This is a genomic window from Pseudomonas sp. GW822-FHT01E03 (genome assembly GCF_058802985.1).
In genome coordinates this window covers 48,619-73,722 of sequence record NZ_JBXAOQ010000016.1, presented here as the reverse complement: position 1 = coordinate 73,722, position 25,104 = coordinate 48,619, and the positions used below count along the sequence as shown (strand labels likewise).

Sequence of the window (25,104 nt, the reverse complement as noted above, 5' to 3'; positions counted from 1 at the left end):
TTACTCCCCTTTGCCGCCAGAGGCTTTATCAGCTACCTGGGCGGGGGCCGGGTTCTTTACGGCTACGTTGGTCGCTTCACTGGCCTTGACTTCGATGCCAGGTTTGACGAATTGCAGACCTTCGGTGATCAGGCGATCGCCGGCCTTCAGGCCGTCTTCGATCAGCCATTGATTGCCGACGGTGCGGTTGGCCTTGAGTTGACGCAGTTCGACCTTGTTGTCCGGGCCGACAACCAGTGCGGTCGGCGTACCTTTGAGGTCGCGGGTCACGCCTTGCTGCGGGGCCAGGATCGCCGCGCTGTTCACACCGGCCAGCAACTTGGCGTGCACGAACATGCCAGGAAGAAGGGTGTGGTCAGGGTTCGGGAAAATGGCGCGCAGGGTGACGGAACCGGTGGTCTGGTCAACCGAGATTTCGGAGAACTCCAGCTTGCCGTCCAGCTTGTAGTCGCTGCCGTCTTCGAGGGTCAGCTTGACCGAAGCCGTGTTGTCGCCGGCTTTCTGCAGGCGACCGCTTTCCAGCTCACGGCGCAGTTGCAGCAGCTCGACCGAGGACTGCGTCACGTCGACGTAGATCGGGTCGATTTGCTGAATCACCGCCATCGCATCGGCCTGGGCATTGCTCACCAGCGCGCCTTCGGTCACCGAGGAGCGGCCGATGCGGCCGGTCAGCGGGGCATAGACCTTGGTGTAGCGCACGTTGATCTGTGCGGTTTGCAGCGCGGCTTCCGATTGCAGGCGGTTGGCCACGGCGGTGTCGTATTCCTGACGGCTTACGGCTTGTTCGTTGACCAGTTGCTGGTAGCGGTCGGAAATCGACTTGGTCGAGCGCAGGTTGGCTTCAGCGCTTTTCAGCGTCGCTTCATAGACCGACGGATCGATCTGGTACAGCTGCTGGCCGGCCTTGACGTCACTGCCTTCCTTGAACAGGCGCTTGAGAATGATGCCGTTGACCTGAGGACGGACTTCGGCAATGCGGAATGCACTGGTACGGCCTGGCAGATCGGACGTCAGGGTGAAAGCTTGAGGTTGCAGAGTCACGACGCCGACCTGAGGCGGTGGGGCGGCCGGTGCTGCCTCTTCCTTTTTGCATCCGCTGAGCAGCGATGCCAGGGCGACGGCGGCGACCAGAGCGGTAACAGCTGGCTTGAATTGCATGAAAATCCTCGGGTCAGGCACGCAAGGTGCGCACTAGAAAGGTGGAAGGTTGAAAAATGTTTGCCGAGTGGATAAGTAGCTTGCTAAGGAATATACTTACGTACATGGCTGTTTGTAAATACCCAGGCTGCGTATCAACGCCGTTACACAAGCCGCTACACAAGCCGTTGAAAGGTTGGAATTGTAGGCCGGGGACGAACCCCCAGAACGTTCGCCCCACTTTTATTCAGCTGATGTTCAGGCATCGCTGAAGCACCCTGATTGAGGTTGTACTGCCATGGTCCGTCGTACCAAAGAGGAAGCTCAGGAAACCCGCGCGCAAATTCTCGTGGCGGCCGAAAAGGCCTTTTTCGAGCGAGGCGTGGCACGCACGACCCTGGCGGACATCGCGACCCTGGCCGGCGTCACTCGAGGGGCCATCTACTGGCATTTCAGCAACAAGGCCGATCTGGTGCAGGCCATGCTCGACACTCTGCATGAGCCGCTGGAAGAAATGGCCAAGGCCAGCGAAAGCGAAGACGAACTCGATCCTCTGGGCTGCATGCGAAAGTTGTTGATTCATTTGTTTCATCAAATTGCGCTGGACCCGAAAACCCGACGCATCAATGAGATTCTTTTTCATAAGTGCGAATTCACCGATGAAATGTGCGACCTGCGCCAACAACGGGTGTCAGCCAGCCTCGAATGCAATGTGCGGATCGGCCTGGCCCTGAGTAATGCAGTGAATCGCGGTCAGTTGCCGGAAAACCTCGACACCGCCCGCGCGGCGATCAGCTTGCATGCTTATATTGATGGCATCCTGTACCAGTGGCTGCTGGCCCCCGACAGCTTTGAATTGCACGCCGAAGCCGAGCGTTGGGTCGATACCGGGCTGGATCTGTTGCGCTTTAGCCCCAGCCTGTGCAAATGAAACAAAATGATAAATTGGCTCCCTGCAAGTCAACCGTTGAAGTCACCGAGGATCATTTTACTTCGCGTGCCTTTTTTGCAATGGGGGCTTTTATATACGGACGTGTGCCAGGTTGACAGCTACCAGGCTACATAATTTGTAGGAATTTTGTGTCGAGCTTGCATGGGGAGTGAACCTCGTGCGGATTCCACTACTGCTAAAAAGAACCCCGGTTTTGCGAGCCGGGGCCTGGAATGTGGCGAAGAAAATGCATCAGCAAGCTGATTTGATACGTTTTTTCACCGGCGTCTTTTCTATCTGATCAGTATCAACCGACTATCAAGTCGACGCTAAAACTGAAGGGCGCCTCTTTATTCTTTTTCGTGATGTCGGCAGTGACCTTATATGAGCTGTTGCTGTTGCCGGATCGCGTTATTGTTTTTGACCAATTTGGTTTCAGGTTCGGATGCAGGACGCCGAAAACCACTGAAACTGTCAGCTGAATAGCTAGCGTGAATATTAATCCATCTTCGGTAATGTACGAGAACTGTTGCAGGATCGGGGCGAACTTTCTTTTGTTGTAATACATTCCATTACTTGAGAAGTCCCGAAGGTAAGGAAGATCGAGGGTTTGCTCATCGTTCGCTTCGATTTCGAAAGCTGATAGCGAGGTTCCGGTCAAATCCCAGCCTGCTTTCAAGAGCCGGATCGGGCCATCGGTGTTGTTGGAAATGTTAATGGTCATTATGGTGTATTGATTGGGGAATTTACTGGCTGAAGCAGAAAAAATGCTGGAATCATCAGGTTCATATTCTGTGCGTGCAATGATGCGAGGCACGTTTATCGGGCCATTGTTGTTCATGCTGTTAATCCTTTAAAGTTATTGAGAGGCTTTCCGTGGCGCTCGAAATGTTGTAGCGGAGCGTTGTGAAGTATTAGATTGTTCTGTTGGGTTTGTCTGGGGTTTAATTGTAATTTTGTATTGAGGTACGTGCAGGTGTGATGCAAATTTAGATGGCAGGTAAGTTGTCAGAGATTTAAGTATGACAAGCGGGTTTTGGCTTGTTTAAAGCAAAAAAAACCCGACGTCCAAAACGCCGGGCTATTCGAGTTTTTCGCAGGCCTACAAGGTTGGATAGTCGATGTAACCGACAGGCCCCTTGGCGTAGAACAGTTCCGGACGCGCTTCGTTCAGCGGCGCGTCAGCCTGCAAGCGTGCCGGTAGGTCAGGGTTGGCAATGAAAGGTACACCGAAGGCGACTGCATCGGCCTGGCCACTGGCGAGCAACGCGTTGGCGCTGTCCTTGGTGAAACGCTCGTTGGCAATATATGGGCCGCCGAAGGCTTCCTTGAGTTGTGCGCCGAGGCTGTCGGCACCTTCTTTCTCCCGCGAGCAGATGAAGGCAATGCCACGCTTGCCCAGTTCGCGAGCGACATAGGTGAACGTTTCAGCGAGGTTGTCGTCGCCCATGTCATGCAGGTCGGCGCGTGGCGACAGGTGCACACCCACGCGGCCGGCGCCCCAGGTTTCGATGGCGGCGTCGGTCACTTCCAGCAGCAGACGGGCACGGTTTTCCAGGGAACCGCCGTAGTTATCGGTGCGCTGGTTGGTGCTGCTTTGCAGGAACTGGTCGAGCAGGTAACCGTTGGCGGCATGGATTTCCACACCGTCGAAGCCGGCGGCCTTGGCGTTCTCGGCACCGACGCGGTAAGCGTCGACGATGTCGGCGATTTCAGCGGTTTCCAGGGCGCGCGGCACAGGGAAGTCGGCCAGCGGACGAACCAGGCTGACGTGGCCCTTGGGCTGGATGGCACTCGGAGCGACCGGGGCTTCATCGTTCAGGTACAAACCGTGGGAAATGCGACCCACATGCCACAGTTGCAGGAAGATCTTGCCGCCCGCGCCATGGATAGCCTTGGTCACGTTGGACCAGCCACGCACCTGATCGTTGGACCAGATGCCCGGGGTGTCCGGGTAGCCGACGCCCATTGGGGTTACCGAAGTGGCCTCACTGAGGATCAGGCCGGCGGTGGCGCGTTGCACGTAGTACTCGGCCATCAGCGCGTTGGGCACGCGGCCTTCGTCGGCGCGGCAGCGGGTCAGTGGCGCCATGATGATGCGGTTGGCCAACTCGAGGTCGCCCAGTTTGATCGGATCGAAAATAGTCGTCATTTAGTGGCTCTCTTTTGGAGATCAGTTAGAAGTAGCTGGGGCCAGGTCGGGATTGCCGCTCTGACGGAAAGTAATCAGGGTGACCAGCAGGGCGAGTACCGCCAGGGCCGCTGCGGCGAGGGGGACACTGGTCAGGCCGAAGCCGTGGGCGATCACACTGCCGCCGACCCAGGCACCGAGTGCGTTGCCGATGTTGAAAGCGCCGATGTTCAGGGTCGACACCAGGTTCGGTGCGGCCTTGCCGAAGGTCACCACGTTCACTTGCAGCGCCGGTACGGCGGCGAAGCACGCGGTGGCCCAGAGGAACAGGGTGATTTCGGTAGGGATCAGCGCGACGCTGGTCCAGGTCAGCACGGTGGACACCACGGCCATGGTGACGAACACACCGATCAGCGTCGCGGCCATGCCTTTGTCGGCCAGCTTGCCGCCGATGATGTTGCCGACCGTCAGGCCCAGGCCGATGAGCATCAGGGTCCAGGTCACGCCACGGGGCGAAACGCCGGTGACTTCGCCGAGCAGCGGGGCGACGTAGGTGAACAGGGTGAACACCGAGGCGGCGAACAGCGCGGTCATGCTCAGGGACAGCCAGATGCCGCCGCCCTTGAGTGCGGCCAGTTCGGCGCGCATGTCGAGTTTCTCTTCATCACGCTTGGCCGGCAGGAAGCGGATCAAGCCGATCAGCGCGATCACACCGATCACGGTCACGGCCCAGAAGGTCGAACGCCAGCCGGCTTCCTGACCGAGTGCGGTGCCCAGCGGTACGCCGAGGACGTTGGCCAGGGTCAGGCCGGTGAACATCAGGGCCACGGCCGAAGCGCGTTTGTTCGCAGGCACCAGGCCGGCGGCTACCACTGAACCGATACCAAAGAAGGCGCCATGGCATAGAGCGGTGACCACACGGGCGAACATCAGCACGTTGTAGTCGCCGGCCACTGCGCAAAGCAGGTTGCCGACAATGAAGATGCCCATTAACGCCACCAGGGCTGCCTTGCGCGGCAGTCTGGCGGTGGCCAGCGCCATGAACGGCGCGCCGATGGCCACGCCCAGGGCGTAACCGGTCACCAGCCAGCCGGCACCGGGAATCGAGACACCGAGGTCAGCCGCCACGTTGGGCAGCAGGCCCATGATGACGAACTCGGTGGTGCCGATGGCGAAGGCGCTCAAGGCCAGGATGAGTAGCGAGAGGGGCATGTTTAATTCCTTGTCGGCCGACTGACGTTAAGGGTCAGAGCTCTTTACTGAAGGTTTTGAGGAATTCCTGGATGGTTTCCTCGTTGCGTTTGAAAAAATGCCACTGGCCGACTTTGCGGCTGCTGATCAGGCCGGCGCGTTGCAGGGTCGCCAGGTGTGCGGACACCGTGGACTGCGACAGGCCGCAACGTTGATCGATCTGCCCGGCGCAAACGCCGTGCTCGTTACTGTGGGACTGGTCGGGAAATTCGACGGTCGGGTCCTTGAGCCAGTGCAGGATGTCTCGCCGTACTGGGTGTGCCAGGGCTTTTATTATTTCGTCGAGATTGATGGTCATGATGTGGGCTCGTGATGTTTAAAACGCTATATCGCGATGAGGCGAACTTTAAATCGGTATTTCGCGATATACAAATATGATTTGGCTCTGACCAACTCACATTTCGGTATATCGAGTTATAACGATATGTTGAGTGTAACAAGACAAGGGGGCAGTGCTAAGCTGCGCCCATGAACTATCTCGCACATCTTCACCTCGGTGGCCAGCGTCCCGGCCAATTGCTCGGCAGTCTGTATGGCGATTTCGTCAAGGGACGCCTGCAAGGGCAGTTCGCTCCGGACATCGAGGGGGCTATCCAGTTGCACCGCAGCATCGACGTGTTCACCGACCGCCATCCGCTGGTGGACGTCGCGTTGTCGCGTTTCTCCCTGACCCGTCGTCGCTACGCGGGTATCGTGCTCGATGTGTTTTTCGACCATTGCCTGGCCCGGGACTGGATGCTGTATGCCGACCGGCCCCTGGCGTTGTTCACTTCGGACGTTTACCGGGTGCTGTCCAGCGAACGGCAATTGCCGGAGCGGCTGGCGAAGATTGCGCCGCACATGGTGGCCAATGACTGGCTGGGTTCGTATCAGGAATTCGAAGTGCTGGAGCAGGTGTTGCGCGGGATCTCGCGACGCCTGACCCGGCCGGAGGAACTGGCGGCGGCGATGCAGGAATTGCGGCGGTTGTATGAACCGTTGAGCGAGGACTTCAGGTTGTTCTATCCGCAGCTTCAGGATTTTGCCCGGAACTATCCAACACCATAAAACCCCTGTGGGAGCGAGCTTGCTCGCGATTGCGGATTAACATTCAACGATGATGCTGAATGACCCACCGCTATCGCGAGCAAGCTCGCTCCCACAGGGTACTTCGGTGAATAAAAGATCGCGTCAAGCCGCAATGGCAGGGCGCATCGGTGCTCGTTGCGGTTCGACAATTTCACCAAACAACACCTTCTGCACCGCCTGCTGCGCCTCGAACGCCAGTGCCGCGCGTTCCCGGCCTTCGCAAGCGATTGGCTTGAGCAGATGAATCTCCACGCCGCCACGGTCATTGGCGAACAACCGCATCAGATGCGACAGCAAGTCATCGTCGCCAATGAACGGCGCCAGCGCGCAAGGCTCGCCGTCACGCACATAACGAATCGCCACCGGCTGCATTGCCACTTCTGAATCGATGGCGGCGGACAGCAGGCGGCCGTGAAAAGTACGCAGCGAACGGCCATCGGTGGTGGTGCCTTCGGGGAACATCAGCAGCGGGTGTGCCTGTTCCAGGTGACGGGTCATCTGCTTGCGGATCAACTGGCTGTCACCCGAGCCACGGCGGATAAACAGGCTGCCGGCTTTGGCCGCCAACCAGCCGGCTACCGGCCAGGTGCGCACTTCGGCCTTGGACAGGAACGACAGCGGCGTGAGCATGCCCAGCAGCGGGATGTCGGTCCAGGACACGTGGTTGCTGATCCAGAGCATCGGTGCCTTCGGCAGCTCGCCGTGGACGGTCACGTCGAAGGGCAGGGCATTGCTCAGGCGGGCCATGAAAAACCGCGACCAGCGTTGCCGGCGCGCCATCGAATGGGCCATGCCCAAGCGCTCGAACAGCCCGAACACACTGGCCATGCCCAAGCCCAGCGTCACCACCATCAGCACTCGCGCGATTCGCGCGTACACCCGCAACCGGCCCATTACACAGCCGCCTTGAAGTGTTTGGCGTAACGCGGGCAGAGTTCGTCGCGCTTGAGCAGGATGAACACGTCGGCGACCTGGAAGTCTTCGTCCCAGCATGGCTCGCCGCAGATCTTCGCGCCCAGGCGCATGTAGGCCTTGAGCAGCGGTGGCATTTCGGCGATCACGTTCGACGGGATGTCGAGGCTCGGCAGCGGGTTTTTCGGCTCGGCGCGCAGATGTTCGGTGCACAGGTAGCGTTCGCGCAGACGCTGCATGATCGCGTGGGCCTGCACACCGCCATCCTGCATCGGAATGCTCGCACAACCCATCAGGTAGCTGTAGCCGCCCTGGTTCAGGACTTCGGCCAGTTCGCCCCAGAGCACGGCGATGGTGCCGCCATTGCGGTAGGCTGGGTCGACACAGGTGCGACCGATTTCCAGGATCGGGCCTTGCAGGTGCACCAGACCGTGGAGGCTGAACTCTTCTTCGCTGTAGAATTTGCCCAGGCTGCTGGCAGCCGTGTGGTCGAGTAAACGGGTGGTTGCCACCAGGCGCCCGGTATTCAAGTCACGCACGCCGATGTGGGCGCAGTGAACGTCGTAGTCATCCATGTCCAGACCCAGTTCAGCGCCCTTGAGTTTGGCGTTGAATTCGCCGCTGAACACATTGAAGCGCAAGGCCTGGGCTTCCTGCAACGCCTCGGCGCCCAGCAGGCGTTCGGCTTGCAGGCGGCGTTCGTTGCCGGTGTCGCTGATGCGGGCGATTTGAGTCATGGCGAATCTCCGTGCGGGCTGCTCACCCGTCTTTGGGCTACAGCGAATCGACTTTCTTTGTCTAGCCGTGTTGTGCAAAGTCAGGCTATGTAGCCCCGGTGTCATCGCCATTAAGCTTTGGTGATGCTTATATGACAGCCTTCGAGGAGACTCTTATGCCCTGGCAAACCCTGTTGAACCGCCGTGATCGCTTGCCCGCCAACCCGGATCTGGCGGAAGGTTTCGCGACCTTGTTGCAGCAGTTGGGAACGGTCACTCCGTTTGAATTGGCGGTGCTTGGCGGGCGGTTGATGGCGACACCGGGGCAAGCGTTTCTGGTGGGATATCAGGCGGCCTTGCGCATGCTCTGGCCGAGCGCGCCACTGAGCCTGGGCGCGTTGTGCGCCACCGAGCAGGGCAGCCTGCGCCCGGTCGATATGCAAACCCGACTGAGCGATTTGCGTCTGAGCGGACGCAAGGATTTCGTCACCGCCGGCAATGCCGCCGACTGGCTGCTGGTGGCGGCGCGCAGCGAGGAGCCCGGCGCCGATCCACGCTTGAGCCTGGCGGTGATCTATCGCGATGAGCCGGGTGTGCGGGTGGAAAAGCTGGCGCCGCTCCCGTTGATGCCGGACATCAGCCATGGCCGGTTGTTTCTGGATAACGCGCTGTGCGAGTTGCTCGCAGGGGATGGTTGGGACGCTTACGTCAAACCGTTCCGAACGTTGGAAGACATCTATGTGCTGAGCGCCATGACAGCGTGGTTGTATGGCGTCGGCCAGGAATGCGATTGGCCGCAAGGCTTGCAATTGCGGTTGCTGGGGTTGCTGGCGGGGTGCGCGGAAACCAGCCGCCAGCCACCCACCCATCCGGCCGGGCATGTGTTGCTTGGCGGGTTGTTTGCGCAGTTCGAAGGGCTCAAGGCTGAAGTGAATGAGGCGCTGGCCGGAGGGCCTCAAGAGTGGGCGGCGATGTGGCAGCGGGATCAGGCGGTGATGGATTTGGCGGCAGGGGCGCGGGGCAAGCGGTTGGCCAAGGCATTGGCGCAATCTTCACTGCCCTGACTGGCCTCATCGCGAGCAAGCCCGCTCCCACATTTGAAATGCATTCCCCTGTGGGAGCGAGCTTGCTCGCGATGGCGGCCTGATTGGCAGCATGAATTCCTGAACTGTCATCAACCTCGACTAGGCTCAGCAGGTTCAATCTTCGAGCCCCCGTCATGCCCAAAGGCTTGTCCCTGATTTTCCTGCTGTTGCTCAGCCTCACGACCCAGGCTGAAAGCTGGCCCGCCGAGCAATGGCCGACCACGCCGACGCCCGCTGGCCCGGCGCTTCAAGCCCTGGAGACCTACGCCTTTCCATCCCGCGATGACACCACTCGCCAGGGCATTCGCACCGATGCCTTGCTGGTGATCCGCGACGGCCAGTTGATCTACGAACGCTACGCCGGCCCAACGACGGCCGAGACGCCGCACCTGACCTGGTCGATCAGCAAGAGCCTGATGGCCGCGGTCCTCGGTGTGGCTTACGGCGAAGGCTTGTTCAAACTCGGCGACCCTGTGGCGAAGTTTTATCCGCCCCTGCAAAAATACCCCGACCTGACCATGGCCGACCTGCTGCACTGGGCCTCGGGCCTGGACTGGCAGGAAGACTACGAATATGCACCGCTGAAGTCTTCGGTAGTGGCCATGCTCTACACCCGCGGTCACCACGACATGGCTGCGTTCACCGCGGCCCATGCCGAGTACGCGGCGCCGGGCCAGGCGTTTCGCTACTCCAGCGGTGACAGCAACCTGTTGTCCGCCGCGCTGAAAACCATCGTCGGCCCCGGCCGCTATCCGGACTATCCGTGGACTGCGCTGTTCGAGCCGCTGGGCATCCGCCAAGCCGTGTGGGAAACCGATGCCACGGGCACTTTCGTTGCTTCGTCCTATGCCTACCTCACTGCACGGGACCTGGCCCGGGTCGGTCTGTTGATGGCCCGCGAGGGGCGTTGGGCAGACAGGCAACTGCTGCCCAGGGACTGGGTGGCGTTCAACCGCGAGCCGTTCGCTCACTATCACGCCGATCAAGACGAGGCCGTCCCCGGCGGCCAGTGGTGGCTCAATCGAGCCGTTGAGGGCGCGGCACGACCCTGGCCCGATGCTCCCGCCGACACCTTCGCCGCGCTGGGGCATTGGGGCCAGGCGATGTACGTGATCCCCAGTGAACAGCTGGTGATCGTCCGCTACGGCGATGACCGCGACGGCACTTACCGGCACAACCAATTGCTCCAGCTCGCGCTCAAGGCCTTTGCCGGGAAGGTGCAGCCATGAGTGGTTTTATTCGCCGTCGACCGCTCAGTTCCCTGTTGTTGATCCTGCTGATCGCCTTGCTCGGCTGGATCTGGCTCGAGCGGGCGGCGCTGTGGGCGTTCCCCGACATCATCAGCGCCTACACCGCCAAGGAATATTGTTCGTGCCGCTACGTGATGAACAACGATGCCGAGTACTGCCACGGTTATGTGAAACAGTGGCTGCCCGCCAGCGGCTTTACCGATGACCCGGCCGGCAAGCGTGTCTCGGTCAGTGGCATGGGCCGCAGCAACAGCGCGGTGTGGATCGGCGAGCGTCAGGGTTGTCGTTTGGAGCCTTGAGCGGGGTATGTGCTTTGGGTGGTGGTGAGTTTTTGTGGCGAGGGGGCTTGCCCCCGTTCGGCTGCGAAGCAGACGCAAAGCCAGCCTCCCCGGTCCGTCAGGCTTACTTGGTTGTAGACTTCAGCACTGCTTCGCAGCGCAACGGGGGCAAGCCCCCTCGCCACAAAAGCTCACTCGCCCTATGGAATGTGTTCATGGAGCAACAGAAAGTTTGCAACCTGTGACAAGCCAGTTAAGGTTCAGCACAGGTTTATCTGCCCCACGAGTTTCTATGTTCAAGCGCTCCACCTTCCAAACCCTCACTTTCCTGCTGCTGGCCGCTGCCGCGTTGTCGGCCCGCGCCGACTGGTACCTCGATGGCGAGTCTTCGCGCCTGTCGTTTGTCAGCACCAAGAATGCCAATGTTTCCGAAGTGCAGCGCTTCCTGGTGCTGCACGGCAAGGTCGACCCCGAGGGGCTGGCGCAGGTGGAAGTCGAGCTGGAGTCGATCAACAGCGGCATCCCGTTGCGCGATGAGCGCATGCGCAAGGAACTGTTCCAGATCGACCGGTTTCCCGACGCCATGATCACCACGAAAATCGATCTGCGCCCGATCAACGACCTCGCTCCCGGCGCGCAGTTGGAGTTGCGCCTGCCGCTGATGGTCGACCTGCACGGCAAACAACACGAATACCAGGCCGAACTGTTGGCGACCCGACTCGATGACCGGCGTTTCCAGGTGGTGACCCTCGAACCGCTGGTGATCAGCGCCGAGGATTTCGATTTGGCTCCCGGCCTGGAAACGTTGCGCAAACTGGCCGGTGTATCAGCTATCAGTCTTTCCGTACCGGTGGGTGCGGTACTGATTTTCACGGCGCGCTGACATGGCCGGAGCGATTTTTCCGTGGCGTGAAGGCAACCACTTCGAACTGCTGATCGACGGTCCGCAGTTTTTTCCGCGCATGCTGGTGGCGATTGCCCGGGCTGAAGAGCAGGTTGAGCTGGAACTGTATCTGGTGGAGGCGGGCGCCTGCGCCGAAGCCATGGTCCAGGCATTGGTGCAGGCCGCCGAGCGCGGTGTACGGGTGCGCTGTCTGTTCGATGATTATGGCAGCCTCGCTTTCACCCTGGCCTTGCGTCAGCGGCTGATGTCCGCTGGCGTGGAGCTGCGTTTTTACAATCGCCTGAGCTGGCGACGTTGGGTCGGTAACTTTTACCGCGATCACCGCAAGCTGTTATTGGTGGACCAGAGCCTGGCCGTGGTCGGCGGCACCGGTGTCACTGATGAGTTCTGGACGCCGGGCGAAGACGTCAGCGAATGGCACGAAGTGATGGTGGAAATCACCGGCCCGCTAGTGCTCGACTGGCAGCTGCTGTTCGATCGTCAATGGATTGCCAATCGCCATCGACGTGCCTGGCGACCGGCTTCACATTTCGGTCTGCCGCGCCTGCCACGGGTGCCGTCCATAGGCGAGGGCATGGGCCGGGTGGCCTATGCCGACGCCCGTCAACACCGGGACATTCTGCAATCGCTGGTGCGTGCCCTGAACAGTGGTCAGCGACGGATCTGGCTGGCCACGCCGTACTTTTTGCCGACCTGGAAAGTCCGCCGTTCCCTGCGCCGGGCGGCTGCCCGGGGCGTCGATGTGCGGTTGCTGCTGACCGGGCCCCGTACCGATCACCCATCCGTGCGCTATGCCGGGCATCGCTACTACCCGCGACTGCTCAGGGCCGGGGTGAAGATCTACGAATACCAGCCGTGTTTCCTGCACCTGAAAATGGTCCTGGTCGACGACTGGGTGAGCATCGGTTCGTGCAACTTCGATCACTGGAATCTGCGCTTCAACCTGGAAGCCAACCTGGAAGCCCTGGACCCCGGACTGACCCGGTCGGTGGCGGCGAGTTTCGAACGGGACTTTGGGTTGAGTGAGCAAGTCAGCCTGGAGGAATGGAAGCGCCGGCCACTGTGGCGGCGGGTCAAGCAGCGGGTGTGGGGATGGGTGGATCGGGTGGTGGTGAACCTGCTGAATCGGCGGGGTTGACCCCAGTTTTCTGAACACTGAAACCACTGTGGGAGCGAGCTTGCTCGCGATGAGGGCTTAACATTCAACATCTCTGTCGACTGTCAGTCCGCTATCGCGAGCAAGCTCGCTCCCACATGGTTTTGCGGTGTTTGATTAATTACAGCAACTCAAAACTCTGCTGCGTCACGTCCTCTGAATCCAGGCCGATCTGCACGTTGAACTTGCCCGGTTCCGCCGCGTACTTGAGCTGGGTGTTGTAGAACTTCAGGTCGTCCTCAGTGATGGTGAAGTGCACGACTTTCTGTTCGCCGGCCTTGATCATCACTTTCTGGAAGTTCTTCAGTTCCTTGATCGGGCGGATCATCGAGCCGGTCTCGTCCTGGATGTACAGCTGCACCACGGTTTCGCCGTCGCGCTTGCCGGTGTTTTTCACCGTAACACTGGCGTCGAGCTTGCCGGTCTTGTTCAGCGTGGTCGACGACAGCGCCATGTCGCTCAGGCTGAACTCGGTGTAGCTCAGGCCATAACCGAACGGGTACAGGGGGCCCGTGATGTCATCGAAGTACTGCGAGGTGTAGTTGCCCGGTTTGCCCGGAGTGAACGGCCGGCCAATGGTCAGGTGGTTGTAGTAGGTCGGAATCTGGCCTACCGAACGCGGGATGCTGATCGGCAGTTTGCCCGACGGGTTGTAGTCGCCGAACAGCACGTCGGCGATGGCGTTGCCGCCCTCGGTGCCGCTGAACCAGGTTTCCAGGATTGCGTCGGCCTGTTCCTTTTCTTCGAGGATCGTCAGTGGACGGCCATTCATCAACACCAGTACCAGCGGTTTGCCGGTGGCTTTCAGGGCCCGGATCAGCTCGCGCTGGTTTTCCGGGATGTTCAGGTCGGTGCGGCTCGACGATTCGTGGGACATGCCACGGGATTCGCCGACGGCGGCAACCACCACATCAGCATCCTTGGCCGCTTTGACTGCTTCGTCGATCAGCACGTTCGCCGGGCGCGGGTCGTCCACCACTTCCGGGGCATCGAAGTTGAGGAAGTTCAGGTAACCGAGGATTTTCGGGTCGCTGGTGATATTGGCGCCACGGGCGTAGATCAGTGTCGATTTGTCTCCCAGGGCGTTGGTCATGCCATCGAACAGGGTCACCGATTGAGCAGGGCGACCGGCGGCTGCCCAGCTGCCCATCATGTCGATGGGCGCCTTGGCCAGCGGACCGACCAGGGCGATTTTCGCGGTCTTCTTCAGTGGCAGGGTGTCATTCCGGTTTTTCAGCAGCACCTGGCTGCGGCGTGCCACATCACGGGCCTCGGCGCGGTGCAGGCGGCTGTCGGCGTAGGTGTCGACCGGATCATCCTCGGCCTTGCCGATGCGCAGGTACGGGTCCTTGAACAGGCCCATGTCGTACTTGGCGCCCAGTACCGCACGCACGGCGTTGTCGATGTCGCTCTGCTGGATCTCGCCGGACTTCAGCAGCCCTGGCAGCTCTTTGCCGTACAGGGTGTCGTTCATGCTCATGTGGATGCCAGCCTTGATTGCCAGCTTCGCCGCTTCGCGACCGTCGGCGGCAACACCGTGCTTGATCAGCTCGAAAATCGCCCCGTGGTCGCTGACTGCCAGGCCCTTGAAGCCCCACTCCTTGCGCAGCAGGTCGTTCATCAGCCAGGTGTTGGCGGTGGCCGGCACGCCGTTGATCGAGTTCAGCGCGACCATGACCCCGCCGGCGCCGGCATCGATGGCGGCGCGGTACGGTGGCAGGTAGTCCTGGTACATCTTGACCGGGCTCATATCGACCACGTTGTAGTCGCGGCCACCCTCGACCGCGCCGTACAAGGCAAAGTGCTTGACGCTGGCCATGATGCTGTCGGCTGCGTTCGCGCCAGTACCCTGGAACGCCTTGACCATCACGCCGGCAATGCGCGACACCAGGTAAGTGTCTTCACCGAAGCCTTCGGAAGTACGACCCCAGCGTGGGTCGCGGGAGATGTCGACCATCGGTGCGAAGGTGATGTCGAGGCTGTCAGCCGCGGCTTCCTTGGCGGCAATGCGTCCGGACAGGCCGATGGCGTCCATGTCCCAGCTCGAGGCCAGGGCCAGCGGGATCGGGAAAATGGTGCGGTGGCCGTGGATCACGTCGTAGGCGAAGAACATCGGGATCTTCAGGCGGCTGCGCATGGCTGCGTCCTGCATCGGCCGGTTTTCCGGGCGGGTGATCGAGTTGAACGTACCGCCGATGTTGCCTGCCGCGATTTCCTTGCGGATCATTTCGCGCGGCATTTCCGGGCCGATGCTGATCAGGCGCAGCTGGCCGATTTTTTCATCGAGGGTCATTTGCTTCATCAGGTTGCTGACGAAGGCTTCCTTGTTCTCCAGGGGTGCGGGCGTCGTGGCGGCCAATACGTTATGACTGGCCAGGCTGACGAACAGGCCCAGCAAACACAGCTTCTTCATGAATAGTTTTCTCAAGGGCCCAAACGGCGATGTACACGCCGGCCAGCCAAAATTTAGGGAGCGTCTATTGTTGTTCGGGTACCAGCTCAAAAGACCAGAGCCAAAAAACCACAGCCAGATGGCGGATGCGTTTTCGCGCAGGGCCTCTTTTTAGCCCATCGGCCCGTTGCAATCCAGAGGCGCGGGCGATTATGCCCCAAGAGCCGGCCCAGAAGGTTTCACGGTCGGTTTTTTCATGAAATGCACAAGGGAGCATCATCCTGATGAATGTAAGTCCAACCTACCGCTCGCGTTTGCAGGTCGTCACGTTGCTGATGCTGGCTACGTTGCTGACCGCCTGCGGCATCAACAACATCCCGACGCTCGATGAACAGGCCAAGGCCGCCTGGGGCCAGGTGCAGAACCAGTATCAGCGGCGCGCCGACCTCATTCCCAATCTGGTGGAAACCGTCAAGGGCTATGCGGCCCACGAGAAGGAAACCCTGACCGCCGTCATCGAAGCCCGGGCCAAGGCCACGTCGATCCAGGTGGATGCCTCGACCCTCGACAACCCGGAAAAGCTCAAGCAGTACCAACAGGCCCAGGACCAGCTCAGCGGCGCCTTGAGTCGCTTGATGGTGGTCTCCGAACGTTATCCGGACCTCAAGGCCAATCAGAACTTCCTCGCCCTGCAATCGCAGCTTGAAGGCACCGAGAACCGCATCAGCGTGGCCCGGCGTGATTTCATCCTCGCGGTGCAGAAATACAACACCGAGATCCGCACGTTCCCCGGTCGCCTGTGGCACAGCGTGATGTATAGCGACCTGCCGATGCGCGAGACCTTCGAAGCCACGCCGGGTTCGGAAAAGACCCCCGAGGTCAAATTCTGAACAGCGCTAATCGGCGTCACCACGCAAGAGGTTGCCAATGCGCGTCCTGAAAACAGGCCTGTTGCTGTTGTTGTGGGTGGTGGCGATCGCTGCCCGCGCCGAGCTGAGCTTTCCGGCGCTGACCGGGCGGGTGGTCGACACTGCGCAGATGATCGAGCCATCGGTGCGCCAGCAGCTCAGCCAACAGCTTCAGGCCCATGAGCAAGCCACCGGTGAGCAGCTTGTGGTAGTGACGTTGCCGGACTTGCAAGGTACCGACATCGCCGACTTCGGTTACCAACTCGGCCGCCACTGGGGCATCGGGCAGAAGGACAAGAACAACGGCGCCTTGCTGATCATCGCCCGGGACGAGCGCCGGCTGCGTATCGAAGTCGGATACGGCCTGGAGGATCGCCTGACCGATGCCCAGAGTTCGGTGATCATCAACCAGGTCATCACCCCGTCATTCAAGACCGGCAATTTCAGTAAAGGCATCAGTGACGGCGTAGCGGCGATGCTGGTGGTGCTGGGCGGCAACCCCCTGGACGAACCCTCCACGGCGTATGAATCCAGAGGCGATCCGGGGGACGATTTCATCGCGCGGCATCCCGGGTTGTTCGTGTTTTTTGTGATGTTATTCATCCTGACTGTTTTTGTGTGCCAGATGCTCGGTATTCTTCCCGCTGGCCGGGGCGGCTCCGGTGGATCCGGGGGCGGCTTTGGCGGTGGCGGGTTTGGCGGCGGCGGTGGAGGGGGAGGCTTCAGCGGCGGCGGGGGCAGTTTCGGCGGGGGCGGTTCGTCCGGCGGCTGGTGATAATAAAAATTAGCAGGCACTTCACGACATGGCATTACTGACTGAACACGAACAACGCAAGGTGGCCGAGGCCATTGCCCGGGTCGAGCGCGAGACAGACGCAGAACTGGTGACAGTACTCGCAGCCCGCGCCGACGACTATGCGTACATCCCGTTGCTGTGGGCCAGCTTGCTGGCGCTGCTGGTGCCGGGCATCGTGCATTACCTCACCGGCTGGCTGACCATGCACAGTCTGCTGATGGTGCAATGGGCCATCTTCATCGTGCTGTGCCTGGTGTTCCGCCTGCCGAAAGTCACCACCCATCTGATCCCGCGCTCGGTGCGCCACTGGCGTGCCTCGAACCTGGCGCGCCGGCAGTTCCTGGAGCAGAACCTGCACCACACCGAGGGCAGCACCGGCATACTGATTTTCGTTTCCGAGGCCGAGCGTTACGTGGAGATCCTGGTGGATGAAGGGATTTCCAGTCGCCTGGACAACAAGAACTGGGACGCGATCGTCGCGACGTTCACCCAGCAGGTGAAACAGGGGCAGACGCTGCAGGGCTTTGTCAGTTGCGTCGAGGCCTGTGGCGAGTTGCTCAAGGTACATGTGCCGGTGACCCATGTGCGCAACGAGCTGCCGAATCGTCTGGTGGTGCTGGGTTAAGCCAGGGCTTCATGTGCTTTTGTAATGCGCCGCGACACAGTTCCCGAACGTTGTCCGGCGGGGAGCTTGTCTTCAACATCTCTCTCATAGTGCACGCCCTGCGATGGGCGTTCTGTGTAGAGGGAGTTCTTATGAAAACGCAACAAACGCTGGAGACCTTGGTGGAGGATGCACCCGGTAGCGCAATGCTTACTCCGCTGGTGCGACTGACAACGAAAGAGACACAAGCCCTGGAGTGGTGCCTCAAAGGCAAGACGTCCTGGGAGATCGCCAGGATTCAGAGTTGCTCGGAATCCACCATCAACTTCCACTTTTCCAATATCCGTCGCAAGTTCGCCGTCAGATCTCGCAACGCTGCCGTGTTCAGGGCGCTGGAGTCGGGAGCCATCACTGTTGAGCCATTGCAGTCGCGAGATACCCATGAGCCTGACTGATTCGACCTACAACAGTATCAGCGGGCTCATGGTGGGGTTGGGTATTGCGACGTTGCCGGCTATCGATGGAGAAGCCCTGTTCGGCGCGACACTTGGCGCGTGGCTGGTCACGACCACTCGCGCCAACTTCAAGGCCTGGCAACGCATCGGTTCCTGGCTGTTGTCGGCGGGTGTCGGTTACCTGTTTGCCCCGGTGGCCCAGCCAATGGCGCCTTTTCTGACAGCCGGCGTGACGGCCTTTCTGTGCGCGTTACTGGTCATTCCCATCAGCATCAAGCTCATGCAGTGGATCGATGGCGCCGGCCTCGGTGACATCCTTCGTCATCTCAGAGGGCAATGACCTTTGAGATGGCGGCTCTGGTGTGGGTGGCGGGCGTGGCTCACCTGGTCAGTGCGTTGAGGCTGGCGTGTTACCAGCGCGACGAACAACGTTACCACTGGTGCGACAGGATATTGATCAGCTTGCTTGGCGCAGTGTTCTGCCTTGCCGGCATCGATGTATTGCTGACATTCCTGCCGGTGAGCCCATGGCACGCAGTGGTGAGTGTTTTTTCATGCGTAATGATTGTTCGCAGTAGTGGCAACATTATTGTTTTGTGGCATGCCTTCAAGCATTGAAACGTCGGACTTCAAGTCAGGTTTTGTTTGAGTGTCCAAGTGAGGCCAGGGTAGCGGCCATTTCCGAAAGTTGTGTTTCCAGATCCCGCAGGCGTCGTTTTTCCTCCAATGCGTTTTGTATTGCGCAGCGGTCATCCTCATCAAGTAATCGCCACAGCGAAAGGATGGTGCTTTCCTGCGTTGTTGCAGTTTCCGCAGCATTTGCAGGAGCGTTGACATGGGGCTGCCGCAGCATTGGCCCCTCGCCCAGCAGCAACCAGTCAAGGGAGATGCCGCGAGTCTGTGCAATATCTACGCATAATGAGTATGGCGTGCTGTCGCGGCCTTTCCAGCTGCTGAGTGTCTGGGGGCTGATCTGTAGCGCAGTAGACAGGGAAGCGTCAGTTTTTGTACCCGTGATTTGCTTCAGGCGGGCCAAAACAGCTTGTGATTTTTTGCTACGCAATTTGAGCCTCTTCCTTTTGACATATGCTTTTTGAGTGCTTAACGTATGCGTAATGAGTACGTTTTTTCTTGTAAGTAATCAATCGTCAACTATGAATCTGAAGAATACGATGTCGAAACTTCCTAATGGTATCAGGGTGATTTCCTACGAGCTTGGCTCGTATCTATTACGTGTCCACCCGTTGCACTTCCTTTTGTCTGGCGGACGTTATTTGCAGCACCTGTCTTTCACCAATTGTGTTTCAAACAGTATTGCGTTTGATCAATTCGATTACCACCGGATGGCCCAAGGGAAGCATGTATGAGTACTTACAAGATGGTGTGCCCGCACTGCCTGAACCGGATGCGCATACGTACCAGCGAAGGGCGGCATATCTTCCTGCGGGTGGCATACCTGCAATGTACGTCGGAGGCCTGTGGCTGGTCGGTACGGGCCGAGTTCGAAATGACCCATGAGCTTTCCCCCAGTGGCATGCCCAATCCGGCCGTGCACCTGCCGTGCGCCGGACCTGACTTGCGCCGCGCCGCACGGCCTGTCGTCGAGAGTGCTCCGGCGGCGCAAGCGCAACAGGAGTCTTGAGCATGAAGGAGGTTGATGAACAGGCCCATTTGAATGAGGAGCTATTGGCCATAGCGCAGGCGTTTCTGACCCGTCATGAAGGTGAGGGTGTGATTGATGATCAAGTGCTGTTCTGCCGTGCGGTGAGGCATTTGCAGAGTCTGGATATGCCGATGCACCAGGCGGAGCGGCTGGTCAGCCATGCATATGGATTACTCAAATCCAGCAACGATCGCCGACGTCTGGATCTGGCTGCAAGTTCCGAAACTGTCGCCGTGGTCACTGATCCGGTCAACGGTCTGACGTGGGCGGTGCCGGTAGGGTTGATCGTCAAGTTCGTCATCAACTCGCCGACCAATCGCAAACTTCGACTGGTGGAGCCATGAGGTAGCGACGGTTGAATTCAGGTCCCGATCGGCGGGAACGGGACCTGGCGCAAAATTACCCCGTGCCCAAAACCCTCGTCCCCCCTAAAATACCCGGCATCCCCCCGATTCGTATTGCCGAGGCCGTTTTTCCATGTCCGTCACCGCCACTCCCGCCAGCCTCGCGCCGGATCATCACGCCCAGTTCATCGACCTGCTGCAATCGAGCCTCGAGCACAACGCATTCATCAAACTGGTGCTGGCCAAATATGTGGGTGATGAAACGGACCTGCAGCGGATCATTATCAAGCCGGTGACGGTCAAGGCGCAGCCTTGCCTGTCTTTTGTCTACCGCTACAAGACCCGCGATATCACCAAGAACCTGCCGCTGGTCGAAGGCGTGGCGAGCATTGCCGGGCTGCTACCGGCGTCGTTCAAAAATGCGCATTTGTTGTCGTTGACCGACGAAGCCCAGCTCGAATACAGCAAAAAAGGCAAGTCATCGCTGTTCAAGAGCCAACCTCAGCAATTGCGCGAAGTGCCTTCGGCCGAGCACAACCGTGAGAAAAACCGTTTTCTTGACCTGAGTCGGCCGTTTCTCGCCGACCTCGGTGTGACCAACAGCAAGCACGAGCTGATCCCGGCGATGTCGCGCAAGTGGAAGCAGATCAACAAGTTCATCGAAGTGTTCAGCCATGCGCTGACGTCGTCCCCCCTGGCGCTGGACAAGCCGGTGCGTGTGGCGGACTTCGGATCGGGCAAGGGCTACTTGACCTTCGCCATCCACGATTACCTGCGCAACACCTTGAAGGCCGAAGGCGAGGTGACCGGCGTCGAACTGCGTGAAGACATGGTCACCCTGTGCAACACCGCCGCCGCCAAGCTTGAACATCCCGGGCTGGTGTTCAAGTGCGGTGACGTGCGCAGCGTGGCGCCGAGCGAGCTGGACGTGATGATCGCCCTGCATGCCTGCGATATCGCCACCGACTATGCGATCCACACCGGCATCCGTTCCGGCGCGGCGATCATCATGTGCTCGCCGTGCTGCCACAAACAGATCCGCCTGCAAATCCAGAGCCCGGCGCTGCTCAAGCCGATGCTGCAATACGGCTTGCATCTGGGCCAGCAGGCCGAGATGGTCACCGACAGTTTGCGCGCGTTGTTCCTTGAGGCCTGCGGCTACGAGACCAAGGTGTTCGAGTTCATCTCACTGGACCACACCAACAAGAACAAGATGATCCTGGCGGTCAAACGCGCAGAACCAGTGGACCCGGCTCAGTTGCTGGCGAAGATTCAGGAGCTGAAGGATTTCTATCACATCAGCGAGCATTGCCTGGAAACCCTGCTGCGCTCCGACGGTTACCTCTGATCCTGTTGTAGGAGCGAGCTAGCTCGCGATGGACGTCAACGATAACGCGTGCTTTCTGAATCAACGCGTCGGTTTCAAGTCCTTCGCGAGCAAGCTCGCTCCCACAGGATTGGGTTTGATCGCTGTCTTGCGCCCGAGCATCACCGTCACGATCACCCCGCCAGCAAACAGCCAGGTAATCGGCTCCACATGTTCACCGAAGAACAGCGCCGAGAAGGCGATGGTGAAGAAGATCTGCAGCAACTGGATCTGACTGACCCGGGCAATGCCACCCATGGCCAGTCCGGCGTACCAGGCAAAGAAACCGATGAACTGCGAAAACAGCGAGACATATCCGAAGGCCCACCAGGTCTTGGCGGAAATCTCGCCCTGATGTTGTAGTGCCAGATACACCACCGGGCCAATCAGCAGCGGCGTCGACAGCACCAGCGCCCAGCAGATCACCTGCCAGCCGCCCATCTCCCTGGCCAGCCGGCCTCCTTCGGCGTAACCCAATCCGCCCACTGCAATGGCGCCAAGCATCAGCAAGTCACCGGCCTGAATGCTGCCGGCACCGCTGATCAGTGCATAACCGAGCACCAGCGCACTGCCCAATGCGGCGCAGGCCCAGAAGGCTTTCGAAGGCCGCTCATGGGACAACCACGCGGCGTACAGCGCCACGCACAGCGGCTGTAATCCGTTGACCAGCGCGCCGTGGGACGCCGGCAAGGTTTGCATGGCCCAGGCCGACAATACCGGGAAACCCAGGATCACCCCGGCCATCACCAGCGCCAGGCCTTTGACCTGCTTCCAGGTCGGCCATTTTTCCCGGTGCCACAGCAACAGCAACGCCGCCGGAACCGCTGCAAACAGTGCCCGGCCCAGGCCATTGAGCAGCGGGTGGAGTTCCTGCACGACGATCCGCGTGAAGGGCAGGGTGAGGCTGAAGATCACAACGCCGAGCAGGCCCAGGGCCATGCCGGTGTTTTCGCGCGAGGACATGATGGCAACCAGAATCGTGGAAGGTGGGAGGTGTTGTTATCTAGCCATAAACCCGGTGTAAGCCGCTGTTACAGCTAGGTGCAGAGTTATCCGTACAGTTGCGAACACACCTATGTGGCGAGGGGGCTTGCCCCCGTTGGGCTGCGCAGCAGCCCCTATCCGGTTTCATCAACCGAACCGCACTGTCCTATTTTGCGCCTGCTTCGCAGGCGAACGGGGGCAAGCCTCCTCGCCACAAGGTAGTAGCCGGTTGTTACCCGACCCGCCGGATAAGGACTACCTTGAATACTCCTGCACGCCCACTTCCAGAGGAGTCCTCCCCATGGCTGCGAAAAAAATTCTGATGCTGGTCGGTGATTACGTCGAAGACTATGAAGTGATGGTGCCGTTCCAGGCGTTGCTGATGGTCGGCCACACGGTGCACGCCGTTTGCCCGGACAAGGCTGCCGGCCAGACCGTGCGCACGGCGATCCATGACTTTGAAGGCGACCAGACCTACAGTGAAAAACCCGGTCACCTGTTTGCCCTCAACTTCGATTTCGCCAAGGTCAACGCCGCCGATTATGACGCGGTGCTGATTCCGGGCGGCCGTGCGCCGGAGTACCTGCGCCTGAACGAAAAAGTCCTGGAACTGGTGCGCGCGTTCGACAAGGCTGGCAAGCCGATCGCTGCCGTGTGCCATGGCGCGCAGTTGCTGGCGGCAGCGGGTGTTCTCGAAGGTCGCGAATGCAGCGCTTATCCGGCCTGCGCTCCGGAAGTGCGACTGGCGGGCGGTACGTATATCGAGATTCCGGTGACGGACGGCCATGTCCAGGGCAATCTGGCCACGGCTCCGGCCTGGCCTGCGCATCCGAACTGGCTGGCCGGTTTCCTGGGGTTGCTGGGTACTAAAATCACGCTGTAAAGAGGGGCATGCCCATGTGCGAGCTGTACGTCAAAGCCGACCCGATACTCTACGAATCGCGCTCCCGCTCGCTGCGCATTTGCGGGGTGGTCACCACCTTGCGGCTGGAGAATCAGTTCTGGGACATCCTCAGCGAAATCGCCGAGGTCGACGGCATGACCACCAATCAGTTGATCGCCAAGCTGTATGAAGAGGTGATGGACTACCGCGGCGAGGTGGTCAATTTCGCTTCGTTCCTGCGGGTGAGTTGTACGCGGTATCTGAGCCAGCGGCGGACGTCAGCACCGGAGTTGTCGGTGGTGCGGGCTGCGGTGAAGTAAGGAAGATCGTGTCGACGCCATCGCGAGCAAGCTCGCTCCCACAATGGTTTGGTGTACACAAATCTACTGTGGGAGCGAGCTTGCTCGCGAAGGGGCCAGAGCAGGCGACAGAAACCCGAGGCTGGTCTTTACTGTGAAGCGCGCAACCTTTCAATCGCCAAGGAGAAAGAGCATGTCCGGATGGTATGAAGTGAGCAAAAGCAGCAATGGCCAGTTCAGGTTTGTCCTCAAGGCGGCCAACGCCGAGACCATTCTGACCAGCGAGCTGTACACCACCCACGCCGCCGCCGACAAAGGCATTGCCTCGGTCCAGGCCAACAGCTCGCTGGATGAGCGTTACGAGAAGAAAATCACCAAGGATGGCCAACCGTATTTCAACCTGAAGGCGGGCAACCACGAGATCATCGGCAGCAGCGAGGCCTATTCCTCCGATGCCGCCATGGAGAAAGGCATCGCCAGCGTGAAGGCCAACGGTTCGTCCAAGGTGGTCAAGGACAAGACGTTGCCGGTGCTTTGAGTACAGCTTTCAAATCCAGCAAAAATCCCTGTGGGAGCGAGCTTGCTCGCGATGGCGGTCTGACAGTCAACATCCGTGTTGAATGTAATGGCCTCATCGCGAGCAAGCTCGCTCCCACAGTGGCTTTATGTACAGCTGGAGATCAGCGCAGGGCCTTCAACAGATCTTCCAGCTGATCACAACCCGCCTCACTCAACGGGAATACCGGCAGCCGCGGATCCCCCACCTCCAGGCCCGTTGCCCGCAAACCCGCCTTGATCGTCGCCGGCAAGCCACCCTTGAGGATGAAATCCAGCAGCGGCAACTGGCGATAGAACAGTTCGCGTGCCTTGCGCAAATCGTTGGCCAGCACTGCTTCGTACAAATCCAGGTTGAGCTGCGGGATCAGGTTCGGCGCAGCGGTGCACCAGCCTTTTGCGCCGGCGGCGAAGGCCTCCAGGGCCAACGGATTGCAGCCGTTGTAGAACGGCACCTGGCCTTCGCCGAGACGTTGCAGTTGATGCATGCGCTGGATGTCGCCGGTGCTCTCCTTGACCATGGTCACGTTTTCCACGGCGTTGACGATGCGCAGGATCAGGTCCACCGACATGTCGGTGCCGCTGGTGGCCGGGTTGTTGTAGAGCATGATCGGCACGCCGATGCTGTCGCCGATGGCGCGGTAATGGGCGAGGATCTCTGCTTCGCTGAGCTTCCAGTAGGACGTGGGCAGCACCATCACCACATCGGCGCCGTGAGCTTCGGCGAAACGCGCGCGACGCACCGCTTTAGCGGTGGTCAGGTCGGACACGCTGACGACGGTCGGCACGCGCCTGGCCACGCGCCTGATGCTGAACTCGCTGACCTGATCCCACTCTGCGTCGCTCAGGTAGGCACCTTCACCGGTGCTGCCCAGCGGTGCGATGGCGTGTACGCCGCCCTCGATCAGTCGGTCGATGGAGCGCCCGAGGGCATCCAGGTCAACGCCCTCACCGTGGGGGGTGAAAGGGGTGATGGTGTAGCCGATGATGCCGTGAATGTTTGCGGTGGACATGGTGTCTCTCCGTTCGATCGATG

General features: G+C 59.9%; 30 protein-coding genes. 19 read left to right on the top strand and 11 right to left on the bottom strand.

Annotated elements, in window-relative coordinates; genetic code table 11:
* Positions 1-1,158 (bottom strand): efflux RND transporter periplasmic adaptor subunit EmhA, encoded by a 1,158-nt coding sequence (gene emhA / locus AC1RP7_RS25555; RefSeq protein WP_057716081.1) that lies wholly within the window; start codon positions 1,156-1,158, stop codon positions 1-3.
* 277 nt (positions 1,159-1,435) lie between these two features.
* On the opposite strand from emhA, the gene emhR reads away from it, so the two are divergent.
* The gene (emhR, locus tag AC1RP7_RS25550) at positions 1,436-2,068 is read left to right on the top strand and encodes an efflux system transcriptional repressor EmhR (RefSeq protein WP_057716080.1); all 633 of its coding nucleotides are present in this window, start codon (positions 1,436-1,438) and stop codon (positions 2,066-2,068) included.
* Between the two features lie 307 nt (positions 2,069-2,375).
* Here the strand turns inward: emhR and AC1RP7_RS25545 are convergent, their stop codons facing one another.
* The 4 genes from AC1RP7_RS25545 to AC1RP7_RS25530 all read right to left on the bottom strand — a co-directional run bounded on the left by AC1RP7_RS25545 (position 2,376) and on the right by AC1RP7_RS25530 (position 5,748).
* The gene (locus AC1RP7_RS25545) at positions 2,376-2,909 is read right to left on the bottom strand and encodes a hypothetical protein (protein WP_057716079.1); all 534 of its coding nucleotides are present in this window, start codon (positions 2,907-2,909) and stop codon (positions 2,376-2,378) included.
* A 261-nt stretch (positions 2,910-3,170) separates the two neighbouring features.
* Complete coding sequence (locus AC1RP7_RS25540; protein WP_057716078.1) at positions 3,171-4,220, bottom strand: alkene reductase; 1,050 nt, start codon at positions 4,218-4,220, stop codon at positions 3,171-3,173.
* Between the two features lie 21 nt (positions 4,221-4,241).
* The gene (locus AC1RP7_RS25535) at positions 4,242-5,411 is read right to left on the bottom strand and encodes an MFS transporter (RefSeq protein ID WP_223502351.1); all 1,170 of its coding nucleotides are present in this window, start codon (positions 5,409-5,411) and stop codon (positions 4,242-4,244) included.
* A gap of 34 nt (positions 5,412-5,445) precedes the next feature.
* A complete protein-coding gene (locus AC1RP7_RS25530) occupies positions 5,446-5,748 on the bottom strand; it encodes an ArsR/SmtB family transcription factor (RefSeq protein ID WP_008019443.1) in 303 nt (100 codons plus the stop codon).
* Positions 5,749-5,918: 170 nt separating this feature from the next.
* On the opposite strand from AC1RP7_RS25530, the gene AC1RP7_RS25525 reads away from it, so the two are divergent.
* Positions 5,919-6,497, top strand: coding sequence for an acyl carrier protein phosphodiesterase (locus AC1RP7_RS25525; protein ID WP_218495075.1), 579 nt, complete (start codon positions 5,919-5,921; stop codon positions 6,495-6,497).
* Positions 6,498-6,620: 123 nt separating this feature from the next.
* Here AC1RP7_RS25525 and AC1RP7_RS25520 read toward each other — a convergent pair whose 3' ends face one another.
* Both AC1RP7_RS25520 and olsB read right to left on the bottom strand, forming a co-directional pair.
* The gene (locus tag AC1RP7_RS25520; protein WP_493182221.1) at positions 6,621-7,412 is read right to left on the bottom strand and encodes a lysophospholipid acyltransferase family protein; all 792 of its coding nucleotides are present in this window, start codon (positions 7,410-7,412) and stop codon (positions 6,621-6,623) included.
* Positions 7,412-8,167 (bottom strand): L-ornithine N(alpha)-acyltransferase, encoded by a 756-nt coding sequence (gene olsB, locus AC1RP7_RS25515; RefSeq protein ID WP_057716074.1) that lies wholly within the window; start codon positions 8,165-8,167, stop codon positions 7,412-7,414. Before olsB ends, AC1RP7_RS25520 begins: the two co-directional genes overlap by 1 nt.
* A gap of 155 nt (positions 8,168-8,322) precedes the next feature.
* On the opposite strand from olsB, the gene AC1RP7_RS25510 reads away from it, so the two are divergent.
* From AC1RP7_RS25510 to AC1RP7_RS25490, 5 genes are all read left to right on the top strand, one after another.
* Positions 8,323-9,210, top strand: a complete 888-nt coding sequence (locus AC1RP7_RS25510; RefSeq protein WP_493182223.1) for an acyl-CoA dehydrogenase family protein — start codon at positions 8,323-8,325, stop codon at positions 9,208-9,210.
* A gap of 155 nt (positions 9,211-9,365) precedes the next feature.
* The gene (locus AC1RP7_RS25505; protein WP_493182224.1) at positions 9,366-10,460 is read left to right on the top strand and encodes a serine hydrolase domain-containing protein; all 1,095 of its coding nucleotides are present in this window, start codon (positions 9,366-9,368) and stop codon (positions 10,458-10,460) included.
* The gene (locus tag AC1RP7_RS25500) at positions 10,457-10,780 is read left to right on the top strand and encodes an amidase (RefSeq protein WP_493182225.1); all 324 of its coding nucleotides are present in this window, start codon (positions 10,457-10,459) and stop codon (positions 10,778-10,780) included. Before AC1RP7_RS25505 ends, AC1RP7_RS25500 begins: the two co-directional genes overlap by 4 nt.
* A 271-nt stretch (positions 10,781-11,051) precedes the next feature.
* Positions 11,052-11,642, top strand: a complete 591-nt coding sequence (locus AC1RP7_RS25495; RefSeq protein WP_493182227.1) for a YceI family protein — start codon at positions 11,052-11,054, stop codon at positions 11,640-11,642.
* Position 11,643: 1 nt separating this feature from the next.
* Complete coding sequence (locus tag AC1RP7_RS25490) at positions 11,644-12,801, top strand: phospholipase D-like domain-containing protein (RefSeq protein ID WP_493182229.1); 1,158 nt, start codon at positions 11,644-11,646, stop codon at positions 12,799-12,801.
* A 139-nt stretch (positions 12,802-12,940) separates the two neighbouring features.
* Here the strand turns inward: AC1RP7_RS25490 and bglX are convergent, their stop codons facing one another.
* Positions 12,941-15,232, bottom strand: coding sequence for a beta-glucosidase BglX (gene bglX / locus AC1RP7_RS25485; RefSeq protein ID WP_493182231.1), 2,292 nt, complete (start codon positions 15,230-15,232; stop codon positions 12,941-12,943).
* A 263-nt stretch (positions 15,233-15,495) separates the two neighbouring features.
* Between bglX and AC1RP7_RS25480 the strand changes: the two genes are divergently transcribed.
* From AC1RP7_RS25480 to AC1RP7_RS25455, 6 genes are all read left to right on the top strand, one after another.
* The gene (locus tag AC1RP7_RS25480) at positions 15,496-16,101 is read left to right on the top strand and encodes a LemA family protein (RefSeq protein ID WP_493182233.1); all 606 of its coding nucleotides are present in this window, start codon (positions 15,496-15,498) and stop codon (positions 16,099-16,101) included.
* 37 nt (positions 16,102-16,138) lie between these two features.
* The gene (locus AC1RP7_RS25475; protein ID WP_057716066.1) at positions 16,139-16,894 is read left to right on the top strand and encodes a TPM domain-containing protein; all 756 of its coding nucleotides are present in this window, start codon (positions 16,139-16,141) and stop codon (positions 16,892-16,894) included.
* Positions 16,895-16,922: 28 nt separating this feature from the next.
* Positions 16,923-17,540 (top strand): TPM domain-containing protein, encoded by a 618-nt coding sequence (locus AC1RP7_RS25470; RefSeq protein ID WP_407514096.1) that lies wholly within the window; start codon positions 16,923-16,925, stop codon positions 17,538-17,540.
* Positions 17,541-17,671: 131 nt separating this feature from the next.
* Positions 17,672-17,974, top strand: coding sequence for a helix-turn-helix domain-containing protein (locus AC1RP7_RS25465; protein WP_218495081.1), 303 nt, complete (start codon positions 17,672-17,674; stop codon positions 17,972-17,974).
* A complete protein-coding gene (locus AC1RP7_RS25460) occupies positions 17,961-18,314 on the top strand; it encodes a putative holin (RefSeq protein ID WP_493182235.1) in 354 nt (117 codons plus the stop codon). Before AC1RP7_RS25465 ends, AC1RP7_RS25460 begins: the two co-directional genes overlap by 14 nt.
* The gene (locus AC1RP7_RS25455; RefSeq protein ID WP_057716062.1) at positions 18,311-18,592 is read left to right on the top strand and encodes a phage holin family protein; all 282 of its coding nucleotides are present in this window, start codon (positions 18,311-18,313) and stop codon (positions 18,590-18,592) included. Before AC1RP7_RS25460 ends, AC1RP7_RS25455 begins: the two co-directional genes overlap by 4 nt.
* Before the next feature lie 16 nt (positions 18,593-18,608).
* On the opposite strand, the gene AC1RP7_RS25450 is transcribed toward AC1RP7_RS25455, so the two are convergent.
* Positions 18,609-19,037, bottom strand: coding sequence for a helix-turn-helix domain-containing protein (locus AC1RP7_RS25450; protein WP_057716061.1), 429 nt, complete (start codon positions 19,035-19,037; stop codon positions 18,609-18,611).
* A 300-nt stretch (positions 19,038-19,337) separates the two neighbouring features.
* Here AC1RP7_RS25450 and AC1RP7_RS25445 point away from each other — a divergent pair, with 300 nt between their 5' ends.
* The 3 genes from AC1RP7_RS25445 to AC1RP7_RS25435 all read left to right on the top strand — a co-directional run bounded on the left by AC1RP7_RS25445 (position 19,338) and on the right by AC1RP7_RS25435 (position 21,329).
* Entirely contained in the window at positions 19,338-19,616 is a 279-nt protein-coding gene (locus AC1RP7_RS25445; RefSeq protein WP_349733369.1) for an Ogr/Delta-like zinc finger protein, read from the top strand.
* A gap of 2 nt (positions 19,617-19,618) precedes the next feature.
* A complete protein-coding gene (locus tag AC1RP7_RS25440; protein ID WP_057716059.1) occupies positions 19,619-19,981 on the top strand; it encodes a hypothetical protein in 363 nt (120 codons plus the stop codon).
* A 133-nt stretch (positions 19,982-20,114) separates the two neighbouring features.
* On the top strand, positions 20,115-21,329 hold the full coding sequence (locus AC1RP7_RS25435) for a class I SAM-dependent methyltransferase (protein WP_492624644.1): 1,215 nt from the start codon (positions 20,115-20,117) through the stop codon (positions 21,327-21,329).
* A 60-nt stretch (positions 21,330-21,389) separates the two neighbouring features.
* On the opposite strand, the gene AC1RP7_RS25430 is transcribed toward AC1RP7_RS25435, so the two are convergent.
* Positions 21,390-22,310, bottom strand: coding sequence for a DMT family transporter (locus AC1RP7_RS25430; RefSeq protein ID WP_349733367.1), 921 nt, complete (start codon positions 22,308-22,310; stop codon positions 21,390-21,392).
* A 322-nt stretch (positions 22,311-22,632) separates the two neighbouring features.
* Between AC1RP7_RS25430 and AC1RP7_RS25425 the strand changes: the two genes are divergently transcribed.
* The 3 genes from AC1RP7_RS25425 (at position 22,633) to AC1RP7_RS25415 (ending at position 24,051) form a co-directional block, all read left to right on the top strand.
* Positions 22,633-23,214 (top strand): DJ-1/PfpI family protein, encoded by a 582-nt coding sequence (locus AC1RP7_RS25425; RefSeq protein WP_492587790.1) that lies wholly within the window; start codon positions 22,633-22,635, stop codon positions 23,212-23,214.
* A gap of 14 nt (positions 23,215-23,228) precedes the next feature.
* Positions 23,229-23,534, top strand: coding sequence for a ribbon-helix-helix domain-containing protein (locus AC1RP7_RS25420; protein ID WP_090453597.1), 306 nt, complete (start codon positions 23,229-23,231; stop codon positions 23,532-23,534).
* Positions 23,535-23,706: 172 nt separating this feature from the next.
* Positions 23,707-24,051 carry a YegP family protein gene (locus AC1RP7_RS25415; protein ID WP_090453598.1) on the top strand — a complete coding sequence of 115 codons (345 nt, stop codon included), beginning with the start codon at positions 23,707-23,709 and terminating at the stop codon, positions 24,049-24,051.
* A gap of 142 nt (positions 24,052-24,193) precedes the next feature.
* On the opposite strand, the gene AC1RP7_RS25410 is transcribed toward AC1RP7_RS25415, so the two are convergent.
* Positions 24,194-25,081: a dihydrodipicolinate synthase family protein gene (locus AC1RP7_RS25410; RefSeq protein ID WP_493182239.1), complete on the bottom strand. Its 888-nt coding sequence runs from the start codon at positions 25,079-25,081 to the stop codon at positions 24,194-24,196.
* Positions 25,082-25,104 lie beyond the last annotated feature (23 nt).

Bases quoted from the DNA above. Each gene is read 5' to 3' on its own strand.
- AC1RP7_RS25480 (WP_493182233.1), top strand. From the start codon at position 15,496: ATGAATGTAAGTCCAACCTACCGCTCGCGTTTGCAGGTCGTCACGTTG.
- AC1RP7_RS25470 (WP_407514096.1), top strand. From the start codon at position 16,923: ATGGCATTACTGACTGAACACGAACAACGCAAGGTGGCCGAGGCCATT.
- AC1RP7_RS25505 (WP_493182224.1), top strand. From the start codon at position 9,366: ATGCCCAAAGGCTTGTCCCTGATTTTCCTGCTGTTGCTCAGCCTCACG.
- AC1RP7_RS25540 (WP_057716078.1), bottom strand. From the start codon at position 4,220: ATGACGACTATTTTCGATCCGATCAAACTGGGCGACCTCGAGTTGGCC.
- AC1RP7_RS25410 (WP_493182239.1), bottom strand. From the start codon at position 25,081: ATGTCCACCGCAAACATTCACGGCATCATCGGCTACACCATCACCCCT.
- AC1RP7_RS25490 (WP_493182229.1), top strand. From the start codon at position 11,644: ATGGCCGGAGCGATTTTTCCGTGGCGTGAAGGCAACCACTTCGAACTG.
- AC1RP7_RS25500 (WP_493182225.1), top strand. From the start codon at position 10,457: ATGAGTGGTTTTATTCGCCGTCGACCGCTCAGTTCCCTGTTGTTGATC.
- AC1RP7_RS25435 (WP_492624644.1), top strand. From the start codon at position 20,115: ATGTCCGTCACCGCCACTCCCGCCAGCCTCGCGCCGGATCATCACGCC.
- olsB (WP_057716074.1), bottom strand. From the start codon at position 8,167: ATGACTCAAATCGCCCGCATCAGCGACACCGGCAACGAACGCCGCCTG.
- AC1RP7_RS25425 (WP_492587790.1), top strand. From the start codon at position 22,633: ATGGCTGCGAAAAAAATTCTGATGCTGGTCGGTGATTACGTCGAAGAC.
- AC1RP7_RS25510 (WP_493182223.1), top strand. From the start codon at position 8,323: ATGCCCTGGCAAACCCTGTTGAACCGCCGTGATCGCTTGCCCGCCAAC.
- AC1RP7_RS25545 (WP_057716079.1), bottom strand. From the start codon at position 2,909: ATGAACAACAATGGCCCGATAAACGTGCCTCGCATCATTGCACGCACA.
- AC1RP7_RS25495 (WP_493182227.1), top strand. From the start codon at position 11,052: ATGTTCAAGCGCTCCACCTTCCAAACCCTCACTTTCCTGCTGCTGGCC.
- AC1RP7_RS25535 (WP_223502351.1), bottom strand. From the start codon at position 5,411: ATGCCCCTCTCGCTACTCATCCTGGCCTTGAGCGCCTTCGCCATCGGC.
- bglX (WP_493182231.1), bottom strand. From the start codon at position 15,232: ATGAAGAAGCTGTGTTTGCTGGGCCTGTTCGTCAGCCTGGCCAGTCAT.
- AC1RP7_RS25525 (WP_218495075.1), top strand. From the start codon at position 5,919: ATGAACTATCTCGCACATCTTCACCTCGGTGGCCAGCGTCCCGGCCAA.
- AC1RP7_RS25415 (WP_090453598.1), top strand. From the start codon at position 23,707: ATGTCCGGATGGTATGAAGTGAGCAAAAGCAGCAATGGCCAGTTCAGG.
- AC1RP7_RS25455 (WP_057716062.1), top strand. From the start codon at position 18,311: ATGACCTTTGAGATGGCGGCTCTGGTGTGGGTGGCGGGCGTGGCTCAC.
- AC1RP7_RS25520 (WP_493182221.1), bottom strand. From the start codon at position 7,412: ATGGGCCGGTTGCGGGTGTACGCGCGAATCGCGCGAGTGCTGATGGTG.
- AC1RP7_RS25465 (WP_218495081.1), top strand. From the start codon at position 17,672: ATGAAAACGCAACAAACGCTGGAGACCTTGGTGGAGGATGCACCCGGT.
- AC1RP7_RS25430 (WP_349733367.1), bottom strand. From the start codon at position 22,310: ATGTCCTCGCGCGAAAACACCGGCATGGCCCTGGGCCTGCTCGGCGTT.
- AC1RP7_RS25440 (WP_057716059.1), top strand. From the start codon at position 19,619: ATGAAGGAGGTTGATGAACAGGCCCATTTGAATGAGGAGCTATTGGCC.
- AC1RP7_RS25460 (WP_493182235.1), top strand. From the start codon at position 17,961: ATGAGCCTGACTGATTCGACCTACAACAGTATCAGCGGGCTCATGGTG.
- emhR (WP_057716080.1), top strand. From the start codon at position 1,436: ATGGTCCGTCGTACCAAAGAGGAAGCTCAGGAAACCCGCGCGCAAATT.
- AC1RP7_RS25445 (WP_349733369.1), top strand. From the start codon at position 19,338: ATGAGTACTTACAAGATGGTGTGCCCGCACTGCCTGAACCGGATGCGC.
- AC1RP7_RS25420 (WP_090453597.1), top strand. From the start codon at position 23,229: ATGTGCGAGCTGTACGTCAAAGCCGACCCGATACTCTACGAATCGCGC.
- AC1RP7_RS25530 (WP_008019443.1), bottom strand. From the start codon at position 5,748: ATGACCATCAATCTCGACGAAATAATAAAAGCCCTGGCACACCCAGTA.
- emhA (WP_057716081.1), bottom strand. From the start codon at position 1,158: ATGCAATTCAAGCCAGCTGTTACCGCTCTGGTCGCCGCCGTCGCCCTG.
- AC1RP7_RS25475 (WP_057716066.1), top strand. From the start codon at position 16,139: ATGCGCGTCCTGAAAACAGGCCTGTTGCTGTTGTTGTGGGTGGTGGCG.